Annotated in this window: 15 protein-coding genes and 1 pseudogene; 11 read left to right on the top strand and 5 right to left on the bottom strand. The window is 53.0% G+C overall.

What is annotated here, in order from left to right; all coding sequences use genetic code 11:
• Positions 1-81 precede the first annotated feature (81 nt).
• Complete coding sequence (locus ACZ1HV_RS02310; protein WP_472717197.1) at positions 82-1,290, bottom strand: zinc ABC transporter substrate-binding protein; 1,209 nt, start codon at positions 1,288-1,290, stop codon at positions 82-84.
• A 169-nt stretch (positions 1,291-1,459) separates the two neighbouring features.
• Here ACZ1HV_RS02310 and ACZ1HV_RS02305 point away from each other — a divergent pair, with 169 nt between their 5' ends.
• The 8 genes and pseudogenes from ACZ1HV_RS02305 to paaZ all read left to right on the top strand — a co-directional run bounded on the left by ACZ1HV_RS02305 (position 1,460) and on the right by paaZ (position 8,774).
• Positions 1,460-2,320, top strand: a complete 861-nt coding sequence (locus ACZ1HV_RS02305; RefSeq protein WP_472717196.1) for a PaaX family transcriptional regulator — start codon at positions 1,460-1,462, stop codon at positions 2,318-2,320.
• 126 nt (positions 2,321-2,446) lie between these two features.
• Positions 2,447-3,439: a 1,2-phenylacetyl-CoA epoxidase subunit PaaA gene (gene paaA, locus ACZ1HV_RS02300; RefSeq protein WP_298981858.1), complete on the top strand. Its 993-nt coding sequence runs from the start codon at positions 2,447-2,449 to the stop codon at positions 3,437-3,439.
• A 5-nt stretch (positions 3,440-3,444) separates the two neighbouring features.
• Positions 3,445-3,927: a DUF3291 domain-containing protein gene (locus tag ACZ1HV_RS02295; RefSeq protein WP_472717195.1), complete on the top strand. Its 483-nt coding sequence runs from the start codon at positions 3,445-3,447 to the stop codon at positions 3,925-3,927.
• A 24-nt stretch (positions 3,928-3,951) separates the two neighbouring features.
• Positions 3,952-4,236: a 1,2-phenylacetyl-CoA epoxidase subunit PaaB gene (gene paaB, locus ACZ1HV_RS02290; RefSeq protein ID WP_298815356.1), complete on the top strand. Its 285-nt coding sequence runs from the start codon at positions 3,952-3,954 to the stop codon at positions 4,234-4,236.
• A pseudogene (gene paaC / locus ACZ1HV_RS02285) lies at positions 4,236-5,013 on the top strand (1,2-phenylacetyl-CoA epoxidase subunit PaaC). The gene paaB and the pseudogene paaC overlap by 1 nt, the downstream one beginning before the upstream one ends.
• A 4-nt stretch (positions 5,014-5,017) precedes the next feature.
• On the top strand, positions 5,018-5,518 hold the full coding sequence (paaD, locus tag ACZ1HV_RS02280) for a 1,2-phenylacetyl-CoA epoxidase subunit PaaD (protein WP_298964166.1): 501 nt from the start codon (positions 5,018-5,020) through the stop codon (positions 5,516-5,518).
• A 64-nt stretch (positions 5,519-5,582) separates the two neighbouring features.
• Positions 5,583-6,656, top strand: a complete 1,074-nt coding sequence (locus ACZ1HV_RS02275; protein WP_472717194.1) for a 2Fe-2S iron-sulfur cluster-binding protein — start codon at positions 5,583-5,585, stop codon at positions 6,654-6,656.
• Between the two features lie 66 nt (positions 6,657-6,722).
• Positions 6,723-8,774, top strand: coding sequence for a phenylacetic acid degradation bifunctional protein PaaZ (gene paaZ, locus ACZ1HV_RS02270; protein ID WP_472717193.1), 2,052 nt, complete (start codon positions 6,723-6,725; stop codon positions 8,772-8,774).
• Between the two features lie 54 nt (positions 8,775-8,828).
• Here the strand turns inward: paaZ and paaK are convergent, their stop codons facing one another.
• Genes paaK through paaG form a run of 3 tightly spaced genes read right to left on the bottom strand, consistent with a single transcriptional unit; the run spans position 8,829 to position 11,419 of the window.
• On the bottom strand, positions 8,829-10,139 hold the full coding sequence (gene paaK / locus ACZ1HV_RS02265; protein ID WP_472717192.1) for a phenylacetate--CoA ligase PaaK: 1,311 nt from the start codon (positions 10,137-10,139) through the stop codon (positions 8,829-8,831).
• A gap of 39 nt (positions 10,140-10,178) precedes the next feature.
• Positions 10,179-10,604, bottom strand: a complete 426-nt coding sequence (paaI, locus tag ACZ1HV_RS02260) for a hydroxyphenylacetyl-CoA thioesterase PaaI (RefSeq protein WP_298815372.1) — start codon at positions 10,602-10,604, stop codon at positions 10,179-10,181.
• A gap of 20 nt (positions 10,605-10,624) precedes the next feature.
• A complete protein-coding gene (paaG, locus tag ACZ1HV_RS02255; protein WP_298981847.1) occupies positions 10,625-11,419 on the bottom strand; it encodes a 2-(1,2-epoxy-1,2-dihydrophenyl)acetyl-CoA isomerase PaaG in 795 nt (264 codons plus the stop codon).
• A 252-nt stretch (positions 11,420-11,671) separates the two neighbouring features.
• Between paaG and ACZ1HV_RS02250 the strand changes: the two genes are divergently transcribed.
• Complete coding sequence (locus ACZ1HV_RS02250; protein ID WP_472717191.1) at positions 11,672-12,991, top strand: HlyD family type I secretion periplasmic adaptor subunit; 1,320 nt, start codon at positions 11,672-11,674, stop codon at positions 12,989-12,991.
• A gap of 102 nt (positions 12,992-13,093) precedes the next feature.
• Here the strand turns inward: ACZ1HV_RS02250 and ACZ1HV_RS02245 are convergent, their stop codons facing one another.
• Positions 13,094-20,560 (bottom strand): cadherin domain-containing protein, encoded by a 7,467-nt coding sequence (locus ACZ1HV_RS02245; protein ID WP_472717190.1) that lies wholly within the window; start codon positions 20,558-20,560, stop codon positions 13,094-13,096.
• Between the two features lie 234 nt (positions 20,561-20,794).
• Here ACZ1HV_RS02245 and ACZ1HV_RS02240 point away from each other — a divergent pair, with 234 nt between their 5' ends.
• Both ACZ1HV_RS02240 and ACZ1HV_RS02235 read left to right on the top strand, forming a co-directional pair.
• Positions 20,795-22,483: a peptidase domain-containing ABC transporter gene (locus tag ACZ1HV_RS02240; protein ID WP_472717189.1), complete on the top strand. Its 1,689-nt coding sequence runs from the start codon at positions 20,795-20,797 to the stop codon at positions 22,481-22,483.
• Positions 22,480-24,693, top strand: a complete 2,214-nt coding sequence (locus ACZ1HV_RS02235) for a peptidase domain-containing ABC transporter (RefSeq protein WP_472717188.1) — start codon at positions 22,480-22,482, stop codon at positions 24,691-24,693. Before ACZ1HV_RS02240 ends, ACZ1HV_RS02235 begins: the two co-directional genes overlap by 4 nt.

Raw genomic sequence — 24,693 nt, 5'->3', positions numbered from 1 at the left:
CGCTACGACGTCATGAAACAAAGGCCGCCGGATCGATGCCCGGCGGCCTTTTTACATAGAATGGAAAATTTATTGCTGGCGTCAGGACTGACTTTTCAGACAATCCGACAAGGAATTTGCCAGATTTTGCAGAAGGCTCGGGTAAAGGTCCGGACCGTTTTTGAGATCGGTGCCGAGCGGGTCAAGCGTGCCCTTTTGCGCGCTGCTGCCTTCTATGACGACATTGACGAGTTTGGCATCGAATTGCGGTTCTTGAAAAACGCAAGTCACTTCAAGATCACGAATACGCCCCTGGATATCTGAGACGCGGTCTGCGCTGGACAGCGCTTCCGGCGAGAGCGTGATCGACCCACTTGCTTCGATATCGAAGTGATGTTCGAAATGATGATAGGCATCGTGGAACACGACGAACTTCTTGCCTTCAACCGGGTGAAGTTGTTCCTCGATTTTGCCTTCAAGTGCTTCGATCTTCGCTTGGAAAGCACTCGCATTCTCTCGATATTTTCCCGCGTTTGACGGATCTACCTCAGCGAGCTTTTCAGCCATTGCGCCGGCAATTGCGATGCCGTTGTCTGGGTTCAGCCAGATATGCGGGTCTCCAGCGTGGTCTGAATGGTCATGCCCTGCATGTTCTTCGTGCTTGTCATGCTCTTCTTCCGCGTGAGCATGTTCCTCATGATCGTCATGTTTCTCCTTGTCATGATCGTCATGGGCATGTTCGTCGTGGCTTTCGCCGTGCTCGTGCTCATCTTCGGCATGCGCATGTTCTTCATGCTTGTCGTGATCATGGTCATCATGAGCATGTTCGTCATGATGGTCTTCGTCTTCATGCTCCTCATGGGAAGCTTCTTCAGCTCCATGGTCATGATCATGTGAATCGAAGTCCTTGCCTTCCCGAATGCCAAGGTGATTTACACCCTTAACATCCATGAAACTGAGCACTTCGGCATCACTTGTCATCGAACTGATGGGTTTTTCCAAAGACGGTGTCAGTTGCGGGCCAACCCAGAAGACAACATCTGCGCCTTCCAATAGGGATGCCTGAGATGGCTTCAGTGCAAAGCCGTGTGGTGAGGCTGCCCCATCGATCAGAATGTGCGGTGTTCCAACACCGTCCATAACGGCGGCCGCGATAGAGTGGATCGGCTTGATGGTGGTGACGACGTTCGGGCCATCAGCAAATGCAGTCGAGCTAAGCAACGCACTTGCAGCAACGCTCGCAAGCGCGGTCGCAACGAATGTCTTGCGGCCTCGAGTGGTTGCACCTTTGGTATCGGATTTGTCAATCATGCGGGGAGTACTCGATTTGATGTAACACTATAACGCGTAACTTTATAACGTTTGTGTATTGGCTTCGCAAGTGATCTAGATCCGATAGTCTCTAAAGACAGTTCGAGTAGACTTGGATTGAATTCATCTGGCGGTTAAGGTCGAAAAAAACAATCGGATCAAATGTTTCATGCAGGAAAGTTCCGCATTCCGAGCCGAGAGGTTCCTGAAATCCTATCCACCGAAAGCTGCCCAATTGATCGTGACTATTTACGGCGACATCGTCGAACCTCGTGGTGGCGTATTGTGGATGGGCAACCTGATCAGCTTGTGCAGTGGTTTTGGCGTCAATGAATCCTTGGTCCGCACAGCCGTTTCACGTCTCGTATCAAAAGGTCAGCTGAGCGGTGAACGCGATGGGCGTCGCAGCTTTTATGCTCTGACGGAAGAGGCGCGAAATGAATATCATCTGGCAGCTGATCTGTTTTTTGGGCCAAGTGACAGTGATTGCGACTGGATCATATCCGTGAGTTCTGTTCCTGCCGAACAGGACAAGCTTCTGCGAGCGGGTTTTGTGAATTTGGGAGGAAATGTTTTCATCGCGGCAGACCGACATGACCGCCCGCTCAACGACGTCTCGTTCCGCTCCTCGGCAGAAGATCCGAACAGCAAGTCATTTCGAACACTGCTGAGATCTTCCTTCAAGCTTGATGAATTGAGCGACGAGTACATGGAATTCACGAAGCGGTATCAGCCGATGGACGCTGTGTTGGAGAAAACGCTTTCCGACCGGGAAGCGTTGTTGTGTCGGCTTGCTCTTGTCCATGACTACCGTGCCATTCGCTTTCGAGACCCCAGACTGCCGCCTGGAGCACTCCCCGTTGACTGGCCGGGACATGACGCTCACAGGCTCTTTGCGGTCCTCTATGCGGGTCTTTCTGAAGCTGCGGACAATTTCATTGGGCAGCACCTGATGAACCAGGCCGGTCTGTTGGGCGCTACTCCTGCACCCATCAAATCAAGGCTAGAAACGATCTCCAAGAGAATTTGACACCAAGAATTTAGCAGAAAACTGTTGCCTGATCTAAAAGCATCACAATTTTTTAAAAAATGAACTTTTTCTGTGATGCATTGTGCGCTATCCTGACGCATCTTCAACATGACGGAAGGAGGCGTCATGTATGCGCAGATGGTGAAAACCGACACGACGAAGGTCCGTGACTTATCGGAAATGTCGGCACAAGAGCGAGCGTTTCAGGAACGCATCGATCGCGGTGAAAAGATTGAACCAACGGATTGGATGCCGGATGGTTATCGCAAGACCCTGATACGTCAGATCGGTCAACATGCGCATTCCGAGATTGTTGGTCAGCTTCCCGAAGGCAACTGGATCACGCGTGCACCCACGTTGGAGCGCAAGGCGATCTTGCTTGCAAAGGTTCAGGATGAGGCTGGACACGGTCTTTATCTCTACTGCGCAGCTGAAACTCTCGGCGTCAGTAGAGATGAACTGATTGAACTCCTCCACGCCGGAAAGATGAAATACTCTTCTATTTTCAACTACCCGACGTTGACGTGGGCCGATATCGGGGCCGTCGGGTGGTTGGTGGACGGCGCAGCAATCATGAACCAGGTTCCGCTACAGCGCACCTCCTTCGGACCCTATTCACGCGCAATGATCCGTATTTGCAAAGAGGAAAGTTTTCATCAGCGGCAAGGCTACGACATCATGATGAAGATGGCGGGCGGAAACGAGGCACAACGGCGCATGGCGCAGGATGCTCTGGACCGGTTTTGGTATCCTTCCTTGATGATGTTCGGTCCGTCGGACAAAGAGTCCGTTCACTCTGCACAGTCCATGGCCTGGAAAATCAAGATCAACACCAACGATGAGCTTCGGCAAAAGTTTGTCGATCAGACGGTCCCGCAGGCCCAGTATCTGGGCCTCACGGTTCCTGACGAGCACTTGAAGTGGAACGAGGACAAGGGCAGCTACGACTTTTCCGAACCTGACTGGAAAGAGTTCTTTGAAGTGCTCAAAGGCAACGGGCCGTGTAACCGGGAGCGAATGGAAGCTCGGGTAAAGGCCTGGGAAGATGGCGAATGGGTCCGCGACGCATTGATGGCTCACGCCGATAAGCGTGAAGCTTCAAGAACAGCCGCGGAGTGAGCCGAATGACTGATTTCAACATCGCGGAATTGAATGTTGCCAGGTTGAAACACGACATCAACGACCCGCGCATTTCTGATTTCGTTCGAAACCTGAATCGGATCAATTTCGCTGCCGAACGCAGCGAAGGTTTCGTCTGGCGGCTCAAGGATGAGGCGGGCTCGTCTGTTGCGATGTCCGCAGAAAATGACCCGATGGTTATTCCGAACCTATCCGTTTGGACTGACGTCAAGTCATTGGAAAATTTTGTCTTCAAGACGGTTCACAAACGGTTTTACGAAAGACGCGCTGAGTGGTTCAGTGTGATGGAAAAAATGCACTTTGTTATGTGGATGGTGCCAGAAGGACATCAGCCGTCGCTCGAAGAAGCCTGGGATCGGCTGAACCACCTCAACTCGCATGGCGCTTCCGATCACGCGTTCGGTTGGGAGCATGTTGACGGTGCCAATCTTTGGCGAACCGCAAGGTGCAAAACGCCCGCGGCCTGAGTGAAGTTCCAAGGAGACGTAAGCATGAAAAAAGAATGGCCGCTCTGGGAAGTGTTCATTCGAGGACAGCATGGCCTCAATCACCGCCATGTCGGTTCGCTCCACGCGCCAGATGCTGAAATGGCGATAAAAAATGCGCGCGACGTTTATACGCGGCGCAAGGAAGGTGTCAGTATTTGGGTCGTTCCTTCCGCTCAAATCACAGCCTCCGATCCAGGTTCCAAAGATGCCTTGTTCGAACCGTCCGTCGACAAGATTTACAGGCACCCGAGCTTTTATGACATTCCTGATGACGTCGGAAAAATGTGATGACTGAGCCCGGCGATAAAATCGCGAACGATGTATTTTTCGACTGGCTCTTGAGGCGCGGTGACACGGCTCTCGTGCTAGGTCACAGGGTATCGGAATGGTGTGGCCATTCTCCGGTGCTGGAAGAAGATATCGCACTCGCGAATATCGCACTCGATTTAATCGGGCAGGCAAGGCTTTGGCTATCTTTGGCGGGAGAGGTTGAAGGCAAGGGCCGCGGCGAAAACGAACTTGCCTATTTGCGAGATGCCTGGGACTTCCGAAATCTGTTGTTGGCCGAACAGCCAAATGGCGACTTCGGCCAAACTATGATGCGCCAATTCCTCATCGACGCTTATCAGTCGCAATTGCTGAAAGCTCTTGCAACGTCCGCAGATAACCGGGTCGCTGAAATCGCGGTGAAAGCCGGCAAGGAGGTTGACTATCATCTCGACAGGTCCGCAGACCTGGTAATCGAGACTTGGTGATGGTACCAGTGAGAGCAGGCAGCGGATGCAAGCGGCGCTGGAGAGCCTATGGCCTTATTCGGGCGAAATGTTCAAAGGTGACGCCGTCGACCAGGCCGTCGTTGCGGCGAAAATCGCACCTTCACCCGAAGAGCTCCGGACAGAATGGTTGTCGACCGTTGATGCCGTTTTCACTGAAGCGACATTATCAAAACCAGAAACGGATTTTGCTCACACCGGAGGTCTGACGGGTCGACACACAGAGCATCTTGGACACATTTTGGCAGACATGCAGTTTCTGCAAAGAGCCTATCCGGGTGCTACCTGGTAAGCCTATGAAAGTTCCCACGCAAACAATTTGGAGCTGGCTGTCTGAAGTTCCGGACCCTGAAATCCCGGTCCTGTCCCTAACTGATCTCGGGGTTATTCGAGACATCCGATGGGAGGAGGGCATGTTGGTCGTTACCGTAACGCCGACATATACAGGGTGTCCCGCGACAGCCGTGATCAATCTCGATATCGAAACCAAGTTACGGTCCAACGGTATTGAAAATCTGCGACTGGAACAGCGCATCAGTCCGGCCTGGACAACGGCCTGGCTTAGCCAGGAAGGACGTGAAAAACTCCGAAAATATGGCATTGCGCCGCCAGTGGAAGGCACATCGAAAACCGGACGGATCTCGAGACTTTCCAGCAATGAGGCGTTGGTTGTTGCATGTCCGCGCTGTGGTTCTGACAAAACAGAAAAAGTCAGCCAGTTCGGTTCCACACCTTGCAAAGCGGCTTACAGATGCCGGTCCTGCCTGGAACCCTTCGACTATTTCAAATGCCACTAGACCGATACGCCGCCTTTGCCGGTCAACCCGGCCCATATGCATCACAACTTCAGGGAGGAACTAGATGTCGAGGTTTCACGCCCTCACGGTAACCGAAGTCGCACCAGAAACACGGGACGCGGTCGTTGTCACCCTGAGGCCTCAAACCGGGGATGAAGAGGTTTTCCAGTTTTCTCAAGGTCAATACTTGACGTTCCGGCGAGACTTTAATGGTCACGAGGTGCGCCGTTGCTACTCGATATGTACCGGCACGGAAGATGGTAGTCTGAAGGTCGGCATCAAGCGTGTCGACGGCGGCGCTTTTTCGTGTTGGGCAAATGAAGATTTGAAACCCGGCGATACAATAGAAGCGATGCCACCCCGCGGCAGTTTCAATTCCGAGATTAATCCCGGTGGATCGAAATTCTATTTCGGCTTTGCCGGCGGTTCCGGGATCACACCGATACTGTCGATTATGAAAACTGTCCTGGCCCGTGAACCAGAAGCGCAATTCACACTGGTTTACGCCAATCGTCAGGTTTCTTCGATCATGTTTCGGGAAGACCTCGAAGACTTGAAAAACCGCTATCTCGGCAGGCTTCAGATCATTCACGTTCTCAAGAATGACGGTCAGGATACCGAGTTGTTCTCGGGTCGCATCGACAAGGAAAAGCTCGAAGACTTGTTCCAGAACATGGTTGATCCTCAGGATATCGACCAGGTGTTCCTGTGCGGTCCCCATGGAATGATGGAAACAGTAAATGATGCCTTGAAAAGTCACGGTGTTGCAGACAGACGGATCAAGCAGGAACTCTTCAAATCCGATCAACCCGGACGCTTGCCTGCCAAACAAAGACCCGCGCTTACCGGAAACAAGGCCAAAGAGGCGGATCTGAAGCTGACGCTGGATGGCACCACCCGTATCCTTCACATGGAGCCCGGGGAAACCATTTTGGAAGCTGCCCATAGAAACAGCATTGACGCTCCTTATTCATGTTGCGCAGGCGTCTGTTCTACTTGCCGCGGAAAGCTTCTGGAGGGCGAGGTCGAGATGGCTGCCAACCATGCTCTTGAGGACGACGAAATCCGGGACGGATACGTTTTGACCTGTCAATCCAGACCTTTGTCAAAACGTTTGGTGCTCACATACGACGCCTGATCCGCGGCTAATGTCGGCAAGACGGCCGTGATACGGCACAACCTTCAAAGAACTGGAAGAAATTTCATGACGGTGGTTTCTCAAAAAGTCCGCGGCCTTGAGAGCTTTCTCAGCGGTTCCTGGCGAAGTGGAAAAGGCGAGGGCAAACTGCTTCTTGATGCCGCGACCGGTCAGCCCGTTGCAAACATCAATGCCGATGGTCTCGATTTGTCCGGGGCGCTGGCCTACGGGCGCAGCAAGGGCGGCACTGCTTTGCGTAAAATGACCTTCCATGAGAGAGCGCTGATGCTTAAAAGCCTGGCGCAAACGCTCATGGAGAAAAAAGAAATATTCTACCAAGAGAGTTTTGCAACAGGCGCAACCCGCAAGGACAGCTGGATTGATATCGAAGGCGGTATCGGAACGCTGTTTGCCTATTCTTCGAAGGCGCGTCGGGAAATGCCGAATACCCGTGTCTTTACCGAGGGAGCAATTGAGCCTCTCTCGCGCGATAACTCGTTTTCAGGACAGCATATCCTGTCGCCATTGCAAGGGATTGCTGTCCACATCAACGCCTATAATTTTCCCTGCTGGGGTATGTTGGAAAAGATTGCACCGTCTCTGATCGCCGGTGTGCCTTGTCTTGTAAAACCGGCCAGTCAGACCGCCTACCTCACGGAACTCATGGTCAGGCATATTCTGGCCGCCGATATACTTCCTGAAGGGGCTCTTCAACTGCTCTGCGGTTCTGCAGGCGACCTCGTGGATCATGTGACGGGACAAGATGTCGTTACATTCACTGGATCTGCCGCCACCGGCCAGATGCTGCGCCAGAACCCGTCCATGGTTCGAAATTCGACGCGGTTTTCGATGGAGGCCGACAGTCTCAATGCCGCCGTGCTTGGACCGGACGCAAAACAAGGGGAACCCGAGTTCGACCTGTTCGTTAGGGAAGTGGCTCGGGAGATGACTGTCAAAGCGGGACAAAAATGCACCGCCATCCGTCGGATTATTGTTCCACGCGACACGGCTGAGGCTGTTAGGGACGCCTTGAAGGCCCGATTTGAGAAACTGAGGATAGGAGACCCACGAGATGACACGGTCACCATGGGGCCTCTTGCTTCTGCAGGGCAAAAAGACGAGGTGCAATCGCGCGTCGAGGAATTGAAGACGGAGGCTGAAACTATCTATGGCGGTTCGGGTAATGTGCCGGAAAGAGGTGCTTTCGAAGCGCCGGTCCTGCTTTATTGCGACCGCCCCTTGGGGTCCGAAACCATCCATGCCGTTGAGGCTTTTGGGCCAGTGGCAACGCTCATGCCGTACGACTCTCTTGAAGACGCTATCGCGCTCACCCACAAGGGCAAGGGATCGCTTGTCGCTTCACTTTTTACAAATGACCGCTTGGTTGCTGAAGAAACGGTGCTCGGCATGGCACCATTTCACGGTCGGGTGCTGATCGGAAATCGTCAAAGCGCCAAAACTTCAACCGGTCACGGTTCACCTTTGCCAATGCTCGTTCACGGCGGCCCGGGCCGTGCTGGAGGGGGAGAAGAGCTTGGTGGCCTGAGATCCGTCAAACACTTTATGCAAAGAACCGCCATTCAAGGTGCACCCAGTCTTCTTGGCGCCGTAACCGGACGATGGGTTGCCGGGGAGCAAGGCAGAGACGATAGCCGCCATCCATTCAGGAAGTCGCTGGCAGAACTTAAAATAGGAGATCAGCTCGTAACCAGGGAGCGGACGGTCTCTCTTGAAGATATTGAACACTTCGCGGAGTTTACGGGAGATACCTTCTATGCCCACATGAATGAGGCCGCGGCACAACGCAATCCATTTTTTGAAGGCCGCGTTGCGCATGGTTATCTGATTGTCTCATTTGCGGCCGGTCTGTTTGTTGAACCGGAAGAAGGGCCTGTTCTTGCAAATTATGGTGTCGACAACCTGCGTTTCCTTACACCCGTCAACGCTGGCGATGCCTTGAAAGTTCAGTTGACGGCCAAGGAGATATCGCCGCGTATTTCAGCAGATTATGGCGAAGTTCGCTGGGATTGCCTCGTCTCAAATCAAAACGACGAGCCTGTAGCGCAATATGATGTCCTCACTTTGGTCGCCAAGGAGTGGCCGATTGCGTCGTCGTAGCAGATACGCGACCTTTCGATCGCTCGCTTTCCTGGCGGGCGATCGTTTGATTTTCTAGTCTATCGGCCGATTGTCGACCACTCGTTTTGCCTTGCCGGCAGACCGTTCGACCTTGCCTGGTTCCGTTACATCGATAAGGGCGGACACGCCAATAACGCTCTTGATATGATGGCCAAGTTCCTTGGCAGAAGCGCGTCTTTGATCTGAAGATGCAGCGCCAGGAAGGGCCTCGACATGTACTGTCATGACATCGAGACGGTTGTCCTTTGTAAGTTCAATCTGAAAATGCGGCGACAGCCCCTCGCATTTCAGCAACTGTTCTTCGATCTGTGTCGGAAAGACGTTGACGCCTCTGAGGATGATCATGTCGTCGGAACGGCCCGTGACCTTTTCCATTCTACGCATGGAACGCGCGGTGCCAGGAAGGAGCCGGGTTAAATCCCGTGTCCGGTAACGAACCATCGGCAAACCTTCCTTGGTCAGGGTGGTGAACACCAATTCACCGATTTCACCGTCAGGAAGGTTGTCGCCGGTAACAGGATCGATGATCTCCGGGTAGAAGTGGTCTTCCCAGATGTGAAGCCCGTCCTTTGTCTCTACACATTCATTGGCAACGCCGGGCCCGAGTATCTCCGACAAACCGTAGATGTCGACGGCGTGCATGTCGAAGGCATCCTGGATCTCCAGCCGCATGGCATTTGTCCAGGGCTCGGCTCCGAAAATGCCCACAGCAAGCGAACTGTCTCTTGGATCGATGCCTTCGCGGCGAAATTCATCCAGGATGGACAGAAGGTACGAAGGCGTCACCATGATGATCCGAGGTTTGAAATCCTGGATCAAGGTCACCTGGCGTTCGGTCATGCCACCTGAGACGGGAACGACCGTGCACCCCATTTTTTCCGCCCCGTAATGCGCGCCGAGTCCACCGGTGAAAAGACCGTACCCGTAGGCAATATGGATTATGTCTCCCGGACGCCCGCCGGAGGCTCTGATGGAACGCGCGACAAGTTGCGCCCACATCTCGATATCGTTGGCAGTGTACCCTACGACCGTCGGTTTGCCGGTCGTGCCTGAGGATGCGTGAATGCGCGAAATCTTTTCCCGGGGCACTGCAAAAAGACCAAACGGATAATTGTCCCTGAGGTCCGATTTGGTCGTGAAGGGAAACTTCGACAAATCATCAAGTTGTTTGAGATCGGAAGGATGCACGCCCTTTGCATCAAACCTTTGTTTGAACAGCGGTACATTCTCGTACGCATGAGCCACAGACCATTGCAGCCGTTTCAGTTGCAGCGCGGATATTTCGTCTCTTGATGCCGTTTCGATGGGCTCAAGGTCGCCAGGGTGTGGGGCCAGGTTTTCCATGATTGTCTCCCTTGGAACGCTTAGAAATCTGCGTTCGCATTATTCTGGCAAGATGGTGCCTTTTGTCGTTCTTGAGTTGCCGCGAAATTCCGCAATGACATCACCGTGTTGGTTTCGAACTGTCACGTCATATAGCCCTGATCGGCCGGAACGTGATCTTTCGACTGCGCTTGCGGTCAATCGATCTCCCAGGCGTGCAGGCGCAAGAAAGGTAACGTCGCAGTGTTGGGCAACAGTCACCTGATTGTATGTATTGCAGGCAAAAGCAAATGCGCTGTCGGCGAGCGTGAAAATGTAACCACCATGGCAAATACCATGTCCGTTGGTCATGGTTTCCGTGACCGACATGGTAAGCACCGACTTTCCTTGACCTACGCTATCGAGAGCCATGCCCAGACTTTGCGAGGCCGTATCTTGCGACCACATGCGATCAGCGCACGCTTGTGCGAGTTCTTCGGGGGACATACGCATCTCCGGCTGTTAGCTCATGATCCTGAAAAACGGGCAGGGCGCTTTTCAAGAAAGGCAGATACGCCTTCGCGATAATCTGCGGTCCTGCCGGCTTGTCTTTGTGCATCCCGCTCAGCGTCCAGTTGCCGATCCAGGGTCTGACCCGCAGCATCTTGTATAAGTTTCTTGGTCAGCGCCAATCCCTTGGTCGCACCTGCTGCCAGATGTGCAGCCAGCTTTCCGGCTTCCGGTAGCAGTTCAGTGTCCGGATAGGTTTTCCAAATGAGGCCCCATTCTTCAGCAGTTTCCGCATTGAGCGGCTCACCCGTCATTGCAAGGGCCTTGGCTCTGGCTTCGCCGATCAGCCTGGGTAGCAACCAGGTGCCACCAGAATCGGGCACGAGACCTATTTTCGCAAATGCCTGGATGAACCGCGCCGATCGCGCCGCGAGCACAATATCGCATGCCAACGCTATGTTGGCACCAGCGCCCGCCGCGACCCCGTTTACCGCACACACAATCGGTTTCGGCATTGATCGGATTTCGCGGATGAGTGGATTATACAAAGTATCGAGCGTTAGGCCGAGATCAGGAGCTTCGCTTCCGTCGCGCATGTCTCTGTCGGAAAGATCCTGACCCGCGCAAAACCCGCGACCGGCTCCTGTCAAGAGAATGCACCTTACCTCGTCATTTTGACGTGCGGTCTTCAGATGCCGAAACAAACTATTGTGCATTCCTTCATTGAAGGCGTTCAATCGGTCAGGCCGATTTAGTGTGAGCAAAAGTGCGCCGTCCCGCTCTTCCGCGATCACCGTTTCTGTTTCTGCCATGCGCCCTCCCAAAGCGTCACATGTTTTTGCGAAATGGACAGATACTTGTGACATTAATGCACGGAGTGACGCTTCGGTCAAAGCCTGAATCGGTGTTTTTTATCGTCTGCCAGCGCACAGAAACTCAAAATCAACGCACGAATTGCGGAAACTTACCCGGCGATAGGAACTCAATCTAAGAAATTGATTCAGTGGATGTTTACTTTAGTCGCCAATAGTTGGCCGCAAAGTACGGGTCAGCGTCACAACCTCATGTTTAATCGTAAAACCACCGCTGAAGAAATAGCTCTCGACATTCCGTTGGAACTCGAGGAAGGCCCACCGCCGGTTGCCTACAAACGCGTTCTTCAGACCCTTTCTATCAGTGCTGCAGCATTTTTAGCCTGGGCTGCAATTGGACAGGTGCGCGAAGTCGCCAAAGCCAACGGTGAAATTGCGCCTGCCGGTAAAGTCCAGACCGTCGGCCATCTCGAGGGTGGTATCGTTGCTGAAGTTCTGGTGCAGGAGGGGCAGTTGGTTGATGAAGGAACACCATTGGTGCGTCTTTTGGAAACCGCAACATCCAGCGATCTCGAAAGAGTGCAGACAAGATTGCGTTTTCTGGCAACCGAAGAACAACGTCTCGCAGCCAACACCACTCGGGAGCAATCCTCGGGTCTGCGTTTGGGCAATGGCATAACCTTTTCTGAGGCACAGCAGGCAGCTTTTGTCGCGCAACAAAGAGCGTTTGAGCAGGAACAACAAGCACTGATGGCCCGTATCAGTGAAAAGGAAGCCGAGCTCTCTAGTGTTGTAGAACGGATCGGGCTGCAAGAGACACAAATTGAAATTGAACAGGAAAAGTTTGAGATCCAACAATCGCTTTTTGATCAGGGTTACACGTCCAAGCGGCGCTATCTCGATGCCAAGTCGTCGCTGCAAAAGGCACAGAGCTCGCTCAGTGAGTTGAGCGGTATGAAAGGCCGCGTCGAAGCACAATTGAGAGAAGCTCAGGCAGGGCTGCAAAGATCGGCCGCCGTCGCCGAAGAAGAGCTGGCAGAGGAACGAAGCCGCGTTGTCCAGGAACGCAACGAGCTTTCATTCGAAGCGGAAAAACAACAAGACCGTTTCGAGCGTTTGTTTGTCCGTGCTCCAGCCTCCGGACACATCAAGGCACTCTATCTGAAAGGTCCAGGCAGCGTTCTGGCGCCAGGTGATGTGGTAGCGGAAATAGTCCCGAGCGACAGCGAGCTTGTCGCCGATGTGCGTATTTCTCCGCGCGATATCGGCCATGTTGAAGTCGGCGATGAGGCGGAAATTGCCGTCACGACTTTCGATCCAAATATTCAGGGGACCTTGAAAGGAGAGGTGTCTGTTATCTCGGCCTCTAGCTTCCGGGATGAATATGGAAACTATTTTTTCAAGGCGACGATACCCCTGACATCCAATCAGATCGGGGAAGGTTCGCGCGCAGAGACGATTTCGCCTGGAATGGTGGTCGATGCGAAAATCGTGACAGGATCCAAATCCGTTCTTCAATACATGCTGAAACCCGTCACGCGTGCAATTGGCGATCCGCTCAGCGAACGGTAATATCCCTCAGCGCCGATTGCGTACAATAGACCTGTAAACAAGAAAAGAGCCCCGCCGTTTCCGGGGGGGCTTTTGTCAGTTTCCGCAGTCCGGTAACATCAGCTACCACCGGATCTCTTCAACGTCGTTAAAGGTAACGCGGCTTCCGTCCGAGAAATCGATATAGCCGTCTGCATCCTGGGAAAGATCAATTTTCCCGGTATCCAAATCTGTGCTTTCTATTGACCCGCTGGTGACCGTCACTGTCCAGTCGGTACCGTATTCACCGGCCGATACCACGCCTGGGCCTCCGCCCAGGTCGATGACATCGGTCCAGGCTGCACCTTGTCCTGCAGAGATAGTATCGCTTCCATCGCCAAGCCCGTGCATGAAGAGGTCGGACCCGTCTTCTCCAAGAATGTTGTCGTCTCCGGCACCTCCGATAATGACATCGTCTCCTGCACCGGCGTAAATATTGTCCGCGCCGCCGTCTCCAAAGATCAAATCACGCCCACCGCCGGCAGACAGGATGTCGTTCCCGTCCACGGAGCCACCTTCAAGGCGATCATTGTAATCACCGGTATAAATCTGATCATCGCCGCCAATGCCGTCTATGGACACTGACTGGGTTGTTTCGCTGAAATAGCCGTTTGCCAGCCCTCCAACTGCCTCATAATCATAGTCTCCAGCGACGGAGATACTGAAGGTTTCGCTGGATTGCGATCCGTCTGCCGACGTAGCAGTCACGGTAAGATCGATCGAGCTTTCGGCTTGGCTGTCAAAAAACGCATGGTTTGCAACGGTAATTATCCCATCAGCACTGACCTCGAACCGGTCGTCATTGAGCGCGTAGCTCACGCTGTCTCCGTCAGGATCGCTCGCAGCTGCTGTGACACCAACAAGAGTGCCACCGCCATCTGTTTCGTGGATGGTATTCGCAGAACTGTCGTTGTCCGTGACAGCGCCAACATCTGAATTTGTTAAATCGCCAGCAAGAACGTCGCCATCGGCGAACCGGAAATTTTCAACGTTCGAGACTGTGTCCGTGCCATCAGGACCACCTGTTCGAAGGTCTGTGATTGTGTAACTGCCGTCGACATTTTCGGAAATATCATAGTCGGTGAAACTGCCGGAATAGATGGCGGTGTCGGTTCCGTCACCTCCGTCGAGTTCGTCATTGCCTGATCCGCCAGTTACTGTATCGCTTCCGGCATCCAGCGAGATTTTATCATCACTGGACGAGCCGACTATGGTGTCGCCGTTTGTCGTTCCGATGATCTCGTCAACACCAGTCAATGTAACATTTGAGAAGTCGAAATTTGCTCGAGTGTCTTTCGTTCCCAGTTGATCGCCGGTTGCGGTCGAACCATCAATCACCTCAATGCCCGACTCTGCTGAGAAGTCACCTTGAACCCGGTAGGTACCGCCCCCTGAGTTCAGCATGATCGTATCTGTACCGGACGCACCGGTGTCAACGATTGTGTTGGTTCTCCCGCCGTCACTGTCATCCAGATAAATTGTGTCGGAACCGTCACCACCATCCACAGTGTCGGCGCCGGAACCGGTATAAATCGTGTCCGAGCCGGCACCGCCGGTCAGGATATCCGCACCAGCGCCCCCGGAGATTGTTCCACCATCATCATGTGCGGTGATCGTGTCATCGCCGATTCCGCCCGTGATACTCGTTTCAGCAACACCTGTGTCTGTGAACGTTATGCCTTCATCTGCCAGTTGCTGGTTTTCTGCGACGTCTGCAACATCCAGTGTGAAACTTTGATTGGAGGTCGATCCATCCGTTGAAGTTGCCGTCACTGTTATTGTGATTTGCGGTTCGTTTTCATAGTCAAAGGTTGCACCGGTTGCGACTTTAACTGTGCCATCGGCCTCTACAGTAAAACGACTATCGTCGACGCTGTAGGAGACGGTATCGGATGTGTTTCCGTCTTCAGCGAAAGCAGCAATGCCCACTGTCGTGCCCGCAACGGCATTTTCAGAAAAGGTGTTGGCAGTCGTATCTGCATCCCTGACGGTCCCGATGTCCTCGGCAACAAGGTCACCGGCCAGAACATCTCCGTCGGCAAACCGGAAAGTTTCGACGTTGTGAACCGTATCTGTTCCATCCGGTGAGCCTGAGCGATTGTCAGCAACCGTATAGGAGCCGTCATCGTTCTTGCTGATGGTATAGTCTGCAAAGGAGCCTGAGAAAACAGCAATGTCGTTATCACCACCACCATCCAGGTAGTCGTTGCCTGAGCCGCCTTCTAGAACATCGTCGCCGGCACCTCCGTATAGGTTGTCACTTCCGGCATCGCCTTGCAGCGTATCATTGTCATTTTCACCGGAAAGAAAGTCTGAACCTTCACCACCGATCAGCGTGTCGTCACCGCCACCGCCGTAAATCGTGTCGTTGCCGCCCTGACCGTCAAGGTAGTTGGCGTCCATGTTGGGTTGCGTTCCCACTTCATCATCAATGAAGTCGTTGCCGTCGCCGCCATAGACAGTATCGGCACCTTCGCCGAACATGATGTGATCGGCACTATCACCGCCATAAATCGTGTCGTCTCCGCCACCACTGTAAATGGTTGCCCCGTCGTCGTGGCCGGTAATCGTCTCGGCTGCATCAGTGCCGGTAATGGATGTTTCAGCCACGCCATCATCGGTAAACGTCGTTTGGCCATCTTGAAGCTGATAGGCCTCCGCGACATCCGCCACTGAAACCTCGAAGGTTTCCTGCGAGGTGGAGCCGTCGTCTGACGTCGCAGTAACCGTCAAATAGATCGTCGGTTCATTCTCGTAGTCAAAGTTGGCGTCTTCAGCGACTGTAACAAGCCCGTCTGCGTCGACGGTAAATCGGTTGTCTGAAACAGTATAGGAGACGCCGTCGGTAATGTCCGCATCACTTGCTTGTGCAGATACGCCAATTTGCGTTCCGGCCGCGGCGTCTTCTGAAACAGCATCGGCAGATACATTTGCGTCGGTAACCGAGGATATGTCGAATTCATCAATATCCGACACAGTGACTGTGAAGGTTTCCTGAGAGGACGATCCATCAGTCGATGTTGCCGTGACGGTGATATTAATAGAGCCTTCGGTCTCAGCATCGAAAGCAGCTCCGGAGGCAACTGTGACAACACCATTGCCGTCAACGGAAAACCGGCTGTCATCGACAGAATAGGAAACCGTGTCGGTAGCGTCGGCATCCGAAGCCAGTGCCGTGATACCGACTTGAGTGCCCGCGCTTGCGTTTTCCGCGATAGCGTTTGCGGCTGTGTCGGTATCAGAAACCGATGCGACATCTGCCTCGTCTACATCGGATATGGCAATCGTAACTTCCTCGGTGTGGGACGCCCCCTTTTCATCAGTTGTTGTCACATTGACCGTGATCGAGTTTTCACTTTCGCGATCCACGCTTACACCGTCTTTGAGTTTGAGTTGGCCCGAGACCACTTCAAATCGGCTATCGTCGACACTGTAGGTGTGGGTGTCACCGGAATCAGCGTCAACGGTGGTAAGCGATGCGATTACGGCACCCGCATCATTTTCCGCCAAAGTGTGTGTCGTTGCGTCAGCAGCAGCACCATCAAGCAAAACCGCGCTAGGGGCGTTGTTGTAGCCCTCGACACTGATTTTCAGTATTGCGGTATCCGCCAATCCACCACCATCGGTCACCGTGTAGGTAAACAGTTCTTCTGCCGTTTCACCTTCTGCCAGGCCTTTGGTTTCGGTTTTCGTCTCGTCAAGGCTGTAGGTATAGGTCCCGTCAGTATTGATCGTAATGGTTCCGTAGGTACCTTGAATTTCAGTGCCCGGAACATAATCGGTGCCGTCAAAACGAATGTTGGTGACAGACATGTTGCCTTCAGGGTCCAGATCGTTCGAGAGCACATTGCCTTCGACCTGGCTTGAGACATCCTCCGAGGATGAGCTGGTTGCGGCTGCGCCCCAACCCCCGTCGCTCATGGAGTAGTTGTCCGGTGTCGAGATTGTCCCAGTCTCCGGGTCAATCTGATAAACCATCTTGTCATCGGTAAGAGCATAAAGATTGCCGGCCGCATCCCCAACAAGACCAAATGCACTCGTTGACGGTAGAGTTGTCACGACGCTGACAGTGTCACCAGTCGCCGGATCAATTTCGACCACGTCACCAGTTGAGGTTGCAAGATACAGAGATCCACCTGCAAAGGCCAAATCACCTGCGGATCCATAATCCATGTTGCCAATCAGTGTTGCGACACCAGTATCAGCATCAATCGTATAAAGGTCACCTGAACCACCAGCAGCATAGAGCGTCCCGTCGGGCCCAAATTCAAGTGCATTTACGGAACTTGGGAAGGAGCTTGTCGAAATTTGTGTAGCGGCACCAGTTTGCGGGTCAACGCTGTAAAGCTGACTAAAGCTGACACCATAAAGGTTGCCATCTGGATCGAGAGCAATGTCGGTGAGAGGCCCGACACCGGTTGACCCGATAACAGCATCGCTGCCATCGGCTCCAATCAGGTGAATTTCTCCGTCATCGTCGCTGTAGTAGAAAGTCGTTGCAGTACCGCCAACCGAGGCACCGTCGTCATTTGCAACGACTTGCTCGTTGATGTCGGTGACGGAGACTGTAAAGGTCTCCTGCGATGCGGAACCATCGGTTGAGGTTGCCGTGACGGTGACATCGACTGAGCTTTCGGTTTCTGCGTCAAAGGTTGCACCCGACGCCACGGTCACAACGCCATTGCTGTTGACCGAGAAGCGTGCATCATCGACGGTATAACTCACGGAATCAGACACATCGGCATCTGTGGCGAGAGCAGTAATGCCAACCTGCGTACCTTCACCGGCGTTCTCGGCAATCGAATTAGCAGAAGCATCTGTATCCGAGACGGCAGAGACATCCACTTCATCGACGTCGGACACCGCGATCGTGAACGTCTCCTGAGACGTTGAACCGTCCGTTGAAGTCGCTGTCACGGTAACGTCGATGGAGCCTTCAGACTCAGCATCAAAGGAAGAGCCCGACGCAACGGTTACGACCCCATCGTCATCCACAGTGAACCGGTTGTCGTCGACGGAATAGGAGACTGTGTCGGACACATCGGCATCGGTGGCGAGAGCAGTAATGCCAACCTGCGTACCTTCACCGGCGTTCTCGGCAATCGAATTCGCAGAAGAATCTGTGTCAGAGACGGCAGAGACATCCACTTCATCGACGTCGGACACCGCGATCGTGAACGTCTCCTGCGATGCGGAACCATCGGTTGAGGTTGCCGTGACGGTGACATCGACTGAGCTTTCGGTTTCTGCGTCAAAAGTGGCACCCGACGCCACGGTCACAACGCCATTGCTGTCGACCGAGAAGCGTGCATCATCGACGGTATAACTCACGGAATCAGACACATCGGCATCTGTGGCAAGAGCAGTAATGCCGACCTGCGTACCTTCACTGGCATTTTCGGCAATCGAATTCGCAGAAGCATCTGTGTCCGAGACGGCAGAGACATCCACTTCATCGACGTCGGACACCGCGATCGTGAACGTCTCCTGAGACGTCGAACCGTCCGTTGAAGTCGCTGTCACAGTAACGTTGATGGAACCTTCGGTTTCTGCGTCGAAGGACGCACCGGAAGCAACAGTCACGACACCGTTGCCATCCACAGTGAACCGGCTGTCGTCAACGGAATAGGAAACGGAATCAGACACATCGGCATCTGTGGCGAGAGCAGTAATGCCAACCTGCGTACCTTCACCGGCGTTCTCGGCAATCGAATTCGCAGAAGCATCTGTATCGGCGATGGCGGAAACATCAGTCTCATCAACGTCGGACACAGCGATCGTGAACGTCTCCTGTGACGTCGAACCGTCCGTTGAAGTCGCTGTTACAGTAACGTCGATGGAGCCTTCAGTCTCAGCATCAAAGGAAGAGCCCGACGCAACGGTCACGACCCCGTCGTCATCCACAGTGAACCGGTTGTCGTCGACGGAATAGGAGACTGTGTCGGACACATCGGCATCTGTGGCGAGAGCAGTAATGCCAACCTGCGTACCTTCACCGGCGTTCTCGGCAATCGAATTCGCAGAAGCATCTGTATCGGCGATGGCGGAAACATCAGTCTCATCAACGTCGGACACAGCGATCGTGAACGTCTCCTGTGACGTCGAACCGTCCGTTGAAGTCGCTGTTACAGTAACGTCGATGGAACCTTCAGTCTCAGCATCAAAGGAAGAGCCCGACGCAACGGTTACGACCCCGTCGTCATCCACAGTGAATCGGCTGTCGTCGACGGAATAGCTGACGGAATCAGAACCATCCGCATCGGTGGCGAAAGCGGTAATGCCGACCTGCATGCCTTCACCGGCGTCCTCGGCAATCGAATTCGCAGAAGCATCTGCATCTGAAACGGCAGACACGTCTGACTCGTTAACATCGGATACCGTCAAGTTGAAGGTTTCCGAAGATGACGAACCATCCGTGGATGTCGCTGTGATTGTTATTGAGACACTGCCTTCGTTTTCCGCATCGAATACGGCATCTTCAGCTATCGTTACAATTCCGTTTTCATCGATTTCAAATCTATGATCGTCGACCGAATAGGAAACCTTGTCCGTGGCATCGCGATCGGATGCTGACGCGGTGATACCTACCTGGGAACCTTCGCTGGCATCCTCTGTGAGGGCATTGACCGATAGGTCCGTGTCGGAAACTGACGAAGTGTCGCTCTCGTTCACGTCACGAATAGAAATTGTGAACACTTCAGACCGTGTTGCACCGTCCGGTGCAGTGGCGACCACAGTAATTTGATGACTGGCTGCTGTTTCAGCATCCAATTGACCGGCAACCGAAACGATCCCTGTTTCTGGGTCTATAGAAAACAGGCCATTTGCATCATCTAACAAACTGTAGGCAACAACAGCATCCTGGCCAGCGGTCGCCGAAGCCTGAATTCCTGTTGACGTTCCAATCGCTGAGTTTTCGTCCAGGGCATTGGCAGACGCATCAACATCAATGACTTCAGACAAGGACGAGTTTTGGGTTGTTTCATCCTGTGTAAGTGTTTCCGCTCTTTCCTCACGAGACCGTCCATCCGAAATTGTCCGATTGTCAGGCTTGTCTGCTCCCTCGGCGCGGTCTGTTTCAGGAACATCGAATTGAAGCGGCTCACGCGTCAATATGGCCGTCGGATCGGATGTAGCGGACCCGCTGGCGCCGGCCTCGTGACCGAACTTTTCATCAGCGATCTCCGCAGGGAATGCAACGGCAATTGAGGCGTCACTCTCAGCAGGAGTGAGATCCAAGGAATTGGACTGTAGAAGCTCGACAGTCGGATCTGCTGCTACTTCACCAATGGATTGATGTTCGCTTTGCTCGTTGTAAACGGGCTCCGGCGTCCGACTTCCAAGATGCAGGTTTGCGTTTACCTGCTCCATGGAGTCGCCCATATCTTGGTCGAGATGAAAATCGTGCGCTTTGTCGAGATGTTTGTCGCGAGGATCGAGCATACCCGAATGCAGCATGCTGTCAGAATTTACTGTTGTCCTGCTTTCACCTGACCCAGCATTTGAAGACTCGCTGTGTTTCGGGTCCCGGTTTTCAGTGTCGCTTGCCATAACGGTCGCACATCCGCACAATTTCCGATTATGGCAATCAACTTGAAGCGTCTTAAAAAACAGCAAAAATCGCCCTAAAATCTTCAAGTTAGCGCCGATCTTGCTTGTTAAAAAGCGCCTTAAGGTAAACGCTTTTTAAACCTGATCAGCACAGTTTGAATGTGTAGCTACTCGACCCGCGTCAAACCAATGCTGAAATCTGTGTTCTCATCGTTCTTTTTGCCCCGGCTAAGGGTGAAACATTCCCCAACCGGCAAATGGATTTCCTCGCCCGGATTGCCGAGGGAAGTCGTCGTTGCGTCGATTTTTGCGAATATATTTGGGCTGGCGATGCCGCTGGCAATCCTGCAGGTATATGACCGGGTACTTCCAAACGCTTCCACCGATACGCTGCTGGTGCTTATGCTTGGCGTTTCTGGCGTCCTGATAGTCGATGCCTTTTTCAAGATCGCACGCGCAGCAGTCGTCGGCCGTCTTGGAGCAGGTTTCAACCATCAGGCACACACAGAACTGTTCCGCCGCGTCCTCGATGCGGACCCAGCCGATTTCTCAAAGACGCCCGTATCGGTGCAAGTTCATAAGCTTAGGTCTCTCCAGTCTATCGCGGACCATTACGGTGATCAGGGAAGGTTGCTTGCAATTGATTTGCCCGCTGGCGGAATTTTTCTTGCAGTACTCGTGTTTATCGGTGGCCCGCTGGCGCTCGTGCCTGTCACGTTACTCGGGCTTTTTTTGCTCTTTGCGTTGAAGCGGAACAAATATCTGCAACAAGTTGTTGCCGAAAGGGCAGAACAGGACGATCGAAAGTCAGACTTTGTCCTGGAAGTACTTTCCGGCGCTAAAACCGTGAAGTCACAAGCCATGGAAGCGCTGATCATGCGCCGGTTTGAACGGCTACAGCGCGCAACTGCCAATCTCAGTGCCAAATATATGCGGCTTTCTGGACAGGCGAGGGATGCCTCGGCTCTCTTCGGCACCTTGACCACAGTTTTGGTCGTGATCTTTGGAGCCTTGATGGTCATCCATGGCACTTTCAGCATCGGTGGTGTTGCCGCCAGCACTCTGCTGTCTGGCCAGTTCATACAACCGTTTATGAGGGCGATTAATCAACTCACCGACATGCAGCGTCTGAAACATGACTATTCCCAGGTGCATGAGTTGTTTTCGTTGTCCGAAGTCAAGATACAAGAAGCGATCAGCAGTGAAACCGACGGATCGATCAATCTGGTCAATGTCGACGTCGACAAGGGCGATACCGGACGTCAGGTCTTCTCCAAATTGAACCTGACGGTCGAAACGGGCCAGTTCGTCGGGTTTCGCGGTGCGGACGGAAGCGGCAAATCTACACTGATGAAGATTCTGACGGGCGAGCTGAAACCCACTTCAGGTCACGTTCTGATTGGAGGCCTTGACTATGACGGTCCCTATGAGCACGCGCTTCGTCGGACCGTGGCATATGTCGACAATCAATCGGCGATCTTCAACGGCACAATACTTGAAAACATCACCATGTTCGGAGCTGTTGCCGACATCGCTCATGCTCGCATGGCGGCAAAGCTGATTGGTCTGGAAAAGGAAATCCACCTTCTGCCGAAGGGCTATGAAACACTGTTGGGATCAGATCTTGGCGGGAAGGTTCCAACGTCGACACTTCAGCGCATCTGTATTGCACGTGCATTGGCGGGTGAACCCAAAATTCTGATCCTGGATGAGGCCAATGCCCAATTGGATCAACTCGCTGAAAAAAGTCTCATCAAGGCCCTGATGCGTCTGAAAGGTTATTTGACGGTTGTCATTATCAGTCACCGGCCATCCATGCTTGCAGTAGCTGATCATCAGTTCGAGTTGAGAGACGGGCAGATCCATGCATTGGAAGCTTCGTTTGACGCTGATCGTCAGCTGGCGGAGGGCCGCCCGGCATGAGTAGAAACCTATTTGACCTTGACGACATTGAGTTCACGGACAACGCGGTTCACCGGCAATGGCAGGACCTTTCCGCCGAACTGTCTTCAGCCACGAAGCAGGAATACCAATCCGGTTCAACGCGAAAAGGTGCTCCAGCCGCTGAAAACTGCCTGGTTCCATTGCTTCGCGAGATGCGCTGGCAAGGCAATGATCGATTGCTCTTCGAGGCGTTACCGCATTTCGACAAGATTGAAACCATCCAGGATTTGCGGGTGGTTTTGAACCGGTTGAACGTCAACACCGTCCTTTACAAGGGCAGCGCCAAAGATCTGTCCCAATCCCAGTTTCCCTGTTTGCTGGTAACTTCAGGCGATGTTCTGGTAATTGTCGGTTGTGCAGACACAGGTGCCTTTCGAGCTTACTCCGGCACAAATGCCTCAGCCGTTGAAATCGCGCCGGATGCAATCCAGAAAGACACTATCTATCTGATCAGCGAAGACGATACAGCAGATCAGACGTCTGGCAACAGGACCTGGTTTTCAGGGGTCTCAAAACGATTCCGTACGAGCATTGTTGCCATCTTGGCTCTCGGCTTCGTTTTAAACCTGCTGGCTCTGGGGCCGCCACTTTTCATCATGGCCATTTACGACAAGGCTATGGGCGCCAAATCGGTCAATGTGCTTCTGACCATGGCCGTTGGTATTGCAATCATTTTGCTGAGTGAAGTTGCGCTCAGAAAAACAAAGACTTGGCTCCAATCCTATCTTGGTGGCCGTATAGACGCGATCGTGGGAAACAAGACTTTTGAGCGCATCCTGCATCTTCCTTATTCGATGTTGTCCGAGGCGCCGATTGGGACGCAGGTCATGCGTCTACGATATTTCGACAGTGTACGGGACATTTTTCAAAGCTCGCTCTTTAACGCGATGGTGGATATTCCTTTCAGTCTGATATTCATTACAGCCATCTTCCTGATTGGCGGACCTGTTGCGTTGCCACCACTGGCACTGTTTGTGATCTATGGTCTCCTGGCGGTCTATGTTCTCCCAAAGGTCCAGCGTGAAGTTGCGTCAGTTGGCGACCAAAAGTCCAAGCTGAACAGTTTCATGATCGAAACCTTCCGCAATCAGAGGGCCTTGCGCAATCTGTCCGTGGAAGACATCTGGCTTGATCGGTTTTCAACCATGTCCACGGCGTTCAACAAGTTGAACCTGCATGCTCGAACTCTGACCCTGGTTCTTCAGACCGTTTCGCAGACCTTGATGACCATCTGCGGAGTGCTTGTGCTTGGAATTGGTGCCATGCAAGTCATGAACGGCGATATGAGCATGGGTGCACTTATCGCAACAATGGCATTAGCCTGGCGAGTGCTAAATCCCATGAACCAGGCATTCCTGAGTATCACTCAGCTGGCTCAAAGCCGCACCGTGATTGAACAGATCAACAACTTGATGCAGGTACCCCTCGAGCGGGAACCCGGTCATCTACCCAAGATCACTCGCGACATACGCGGTGATTTGAAAATTGCGTCTCTGGTTCTGAGATATCCAGGTGCCACAGAAGCCGCGTTGAAAGGAATGGAACTGACTGTAAAGCAGGGCGAGATGATCGCTTTTACTGGTCCCAGCGGATCCGGCAAAACGGCTCTTTTTCAGTCCATTACCGGATTGTTCCAACCTCAGGTCGGCTCGATTTTGTTTGATGGTCTGGATGTTCGGCAGCTTGATGCGGCGGAATGGCGCTCTGCCATCGGCTATGCTCCGGACGATCTTGACTTCTTTTATGGCACGGTAAAGCAGAACCTGCTTCTTTCAGATCCGGGTGCCAGCGATCAGAGACTGTTTGAAATTACTGATGATTTGGGACTGTTGTCTTTCCTTGAAGAAAACTTTGAAGGCCTTGAAACCAGGTTGAACAATGAAAGCCTGGCTCAGATCCCGGACAACATGAAACAGCGGATTGTCCTTGCACGTGCCCTGGTCAAATCGGTGCCGCTTTATCTCTTCGACAATCCGGGAACGCATCTCGATTTTGAAGGTGACAAGAAGTTTATGGCGATGATTGCAGACCTCAAGGGCAAGGCAACGGTCCTCGTCAACACTCAACGCCCGAGCCACATGAAAATGGCGGATCGTGTGGTGGTCATGAAATCGGGACAAATTGCCATGATGGGAACACCCGACAAAGTTGTGCCCGTGCTTATGGGGCAAACCGCGAAGGCCAGTTGA

This window comes from Roseibium sp. JB4-4, assembly GCF_055693425.1.
This window is presented reverse-complemented; position numbering and strand designations above follow the sequence as displayed.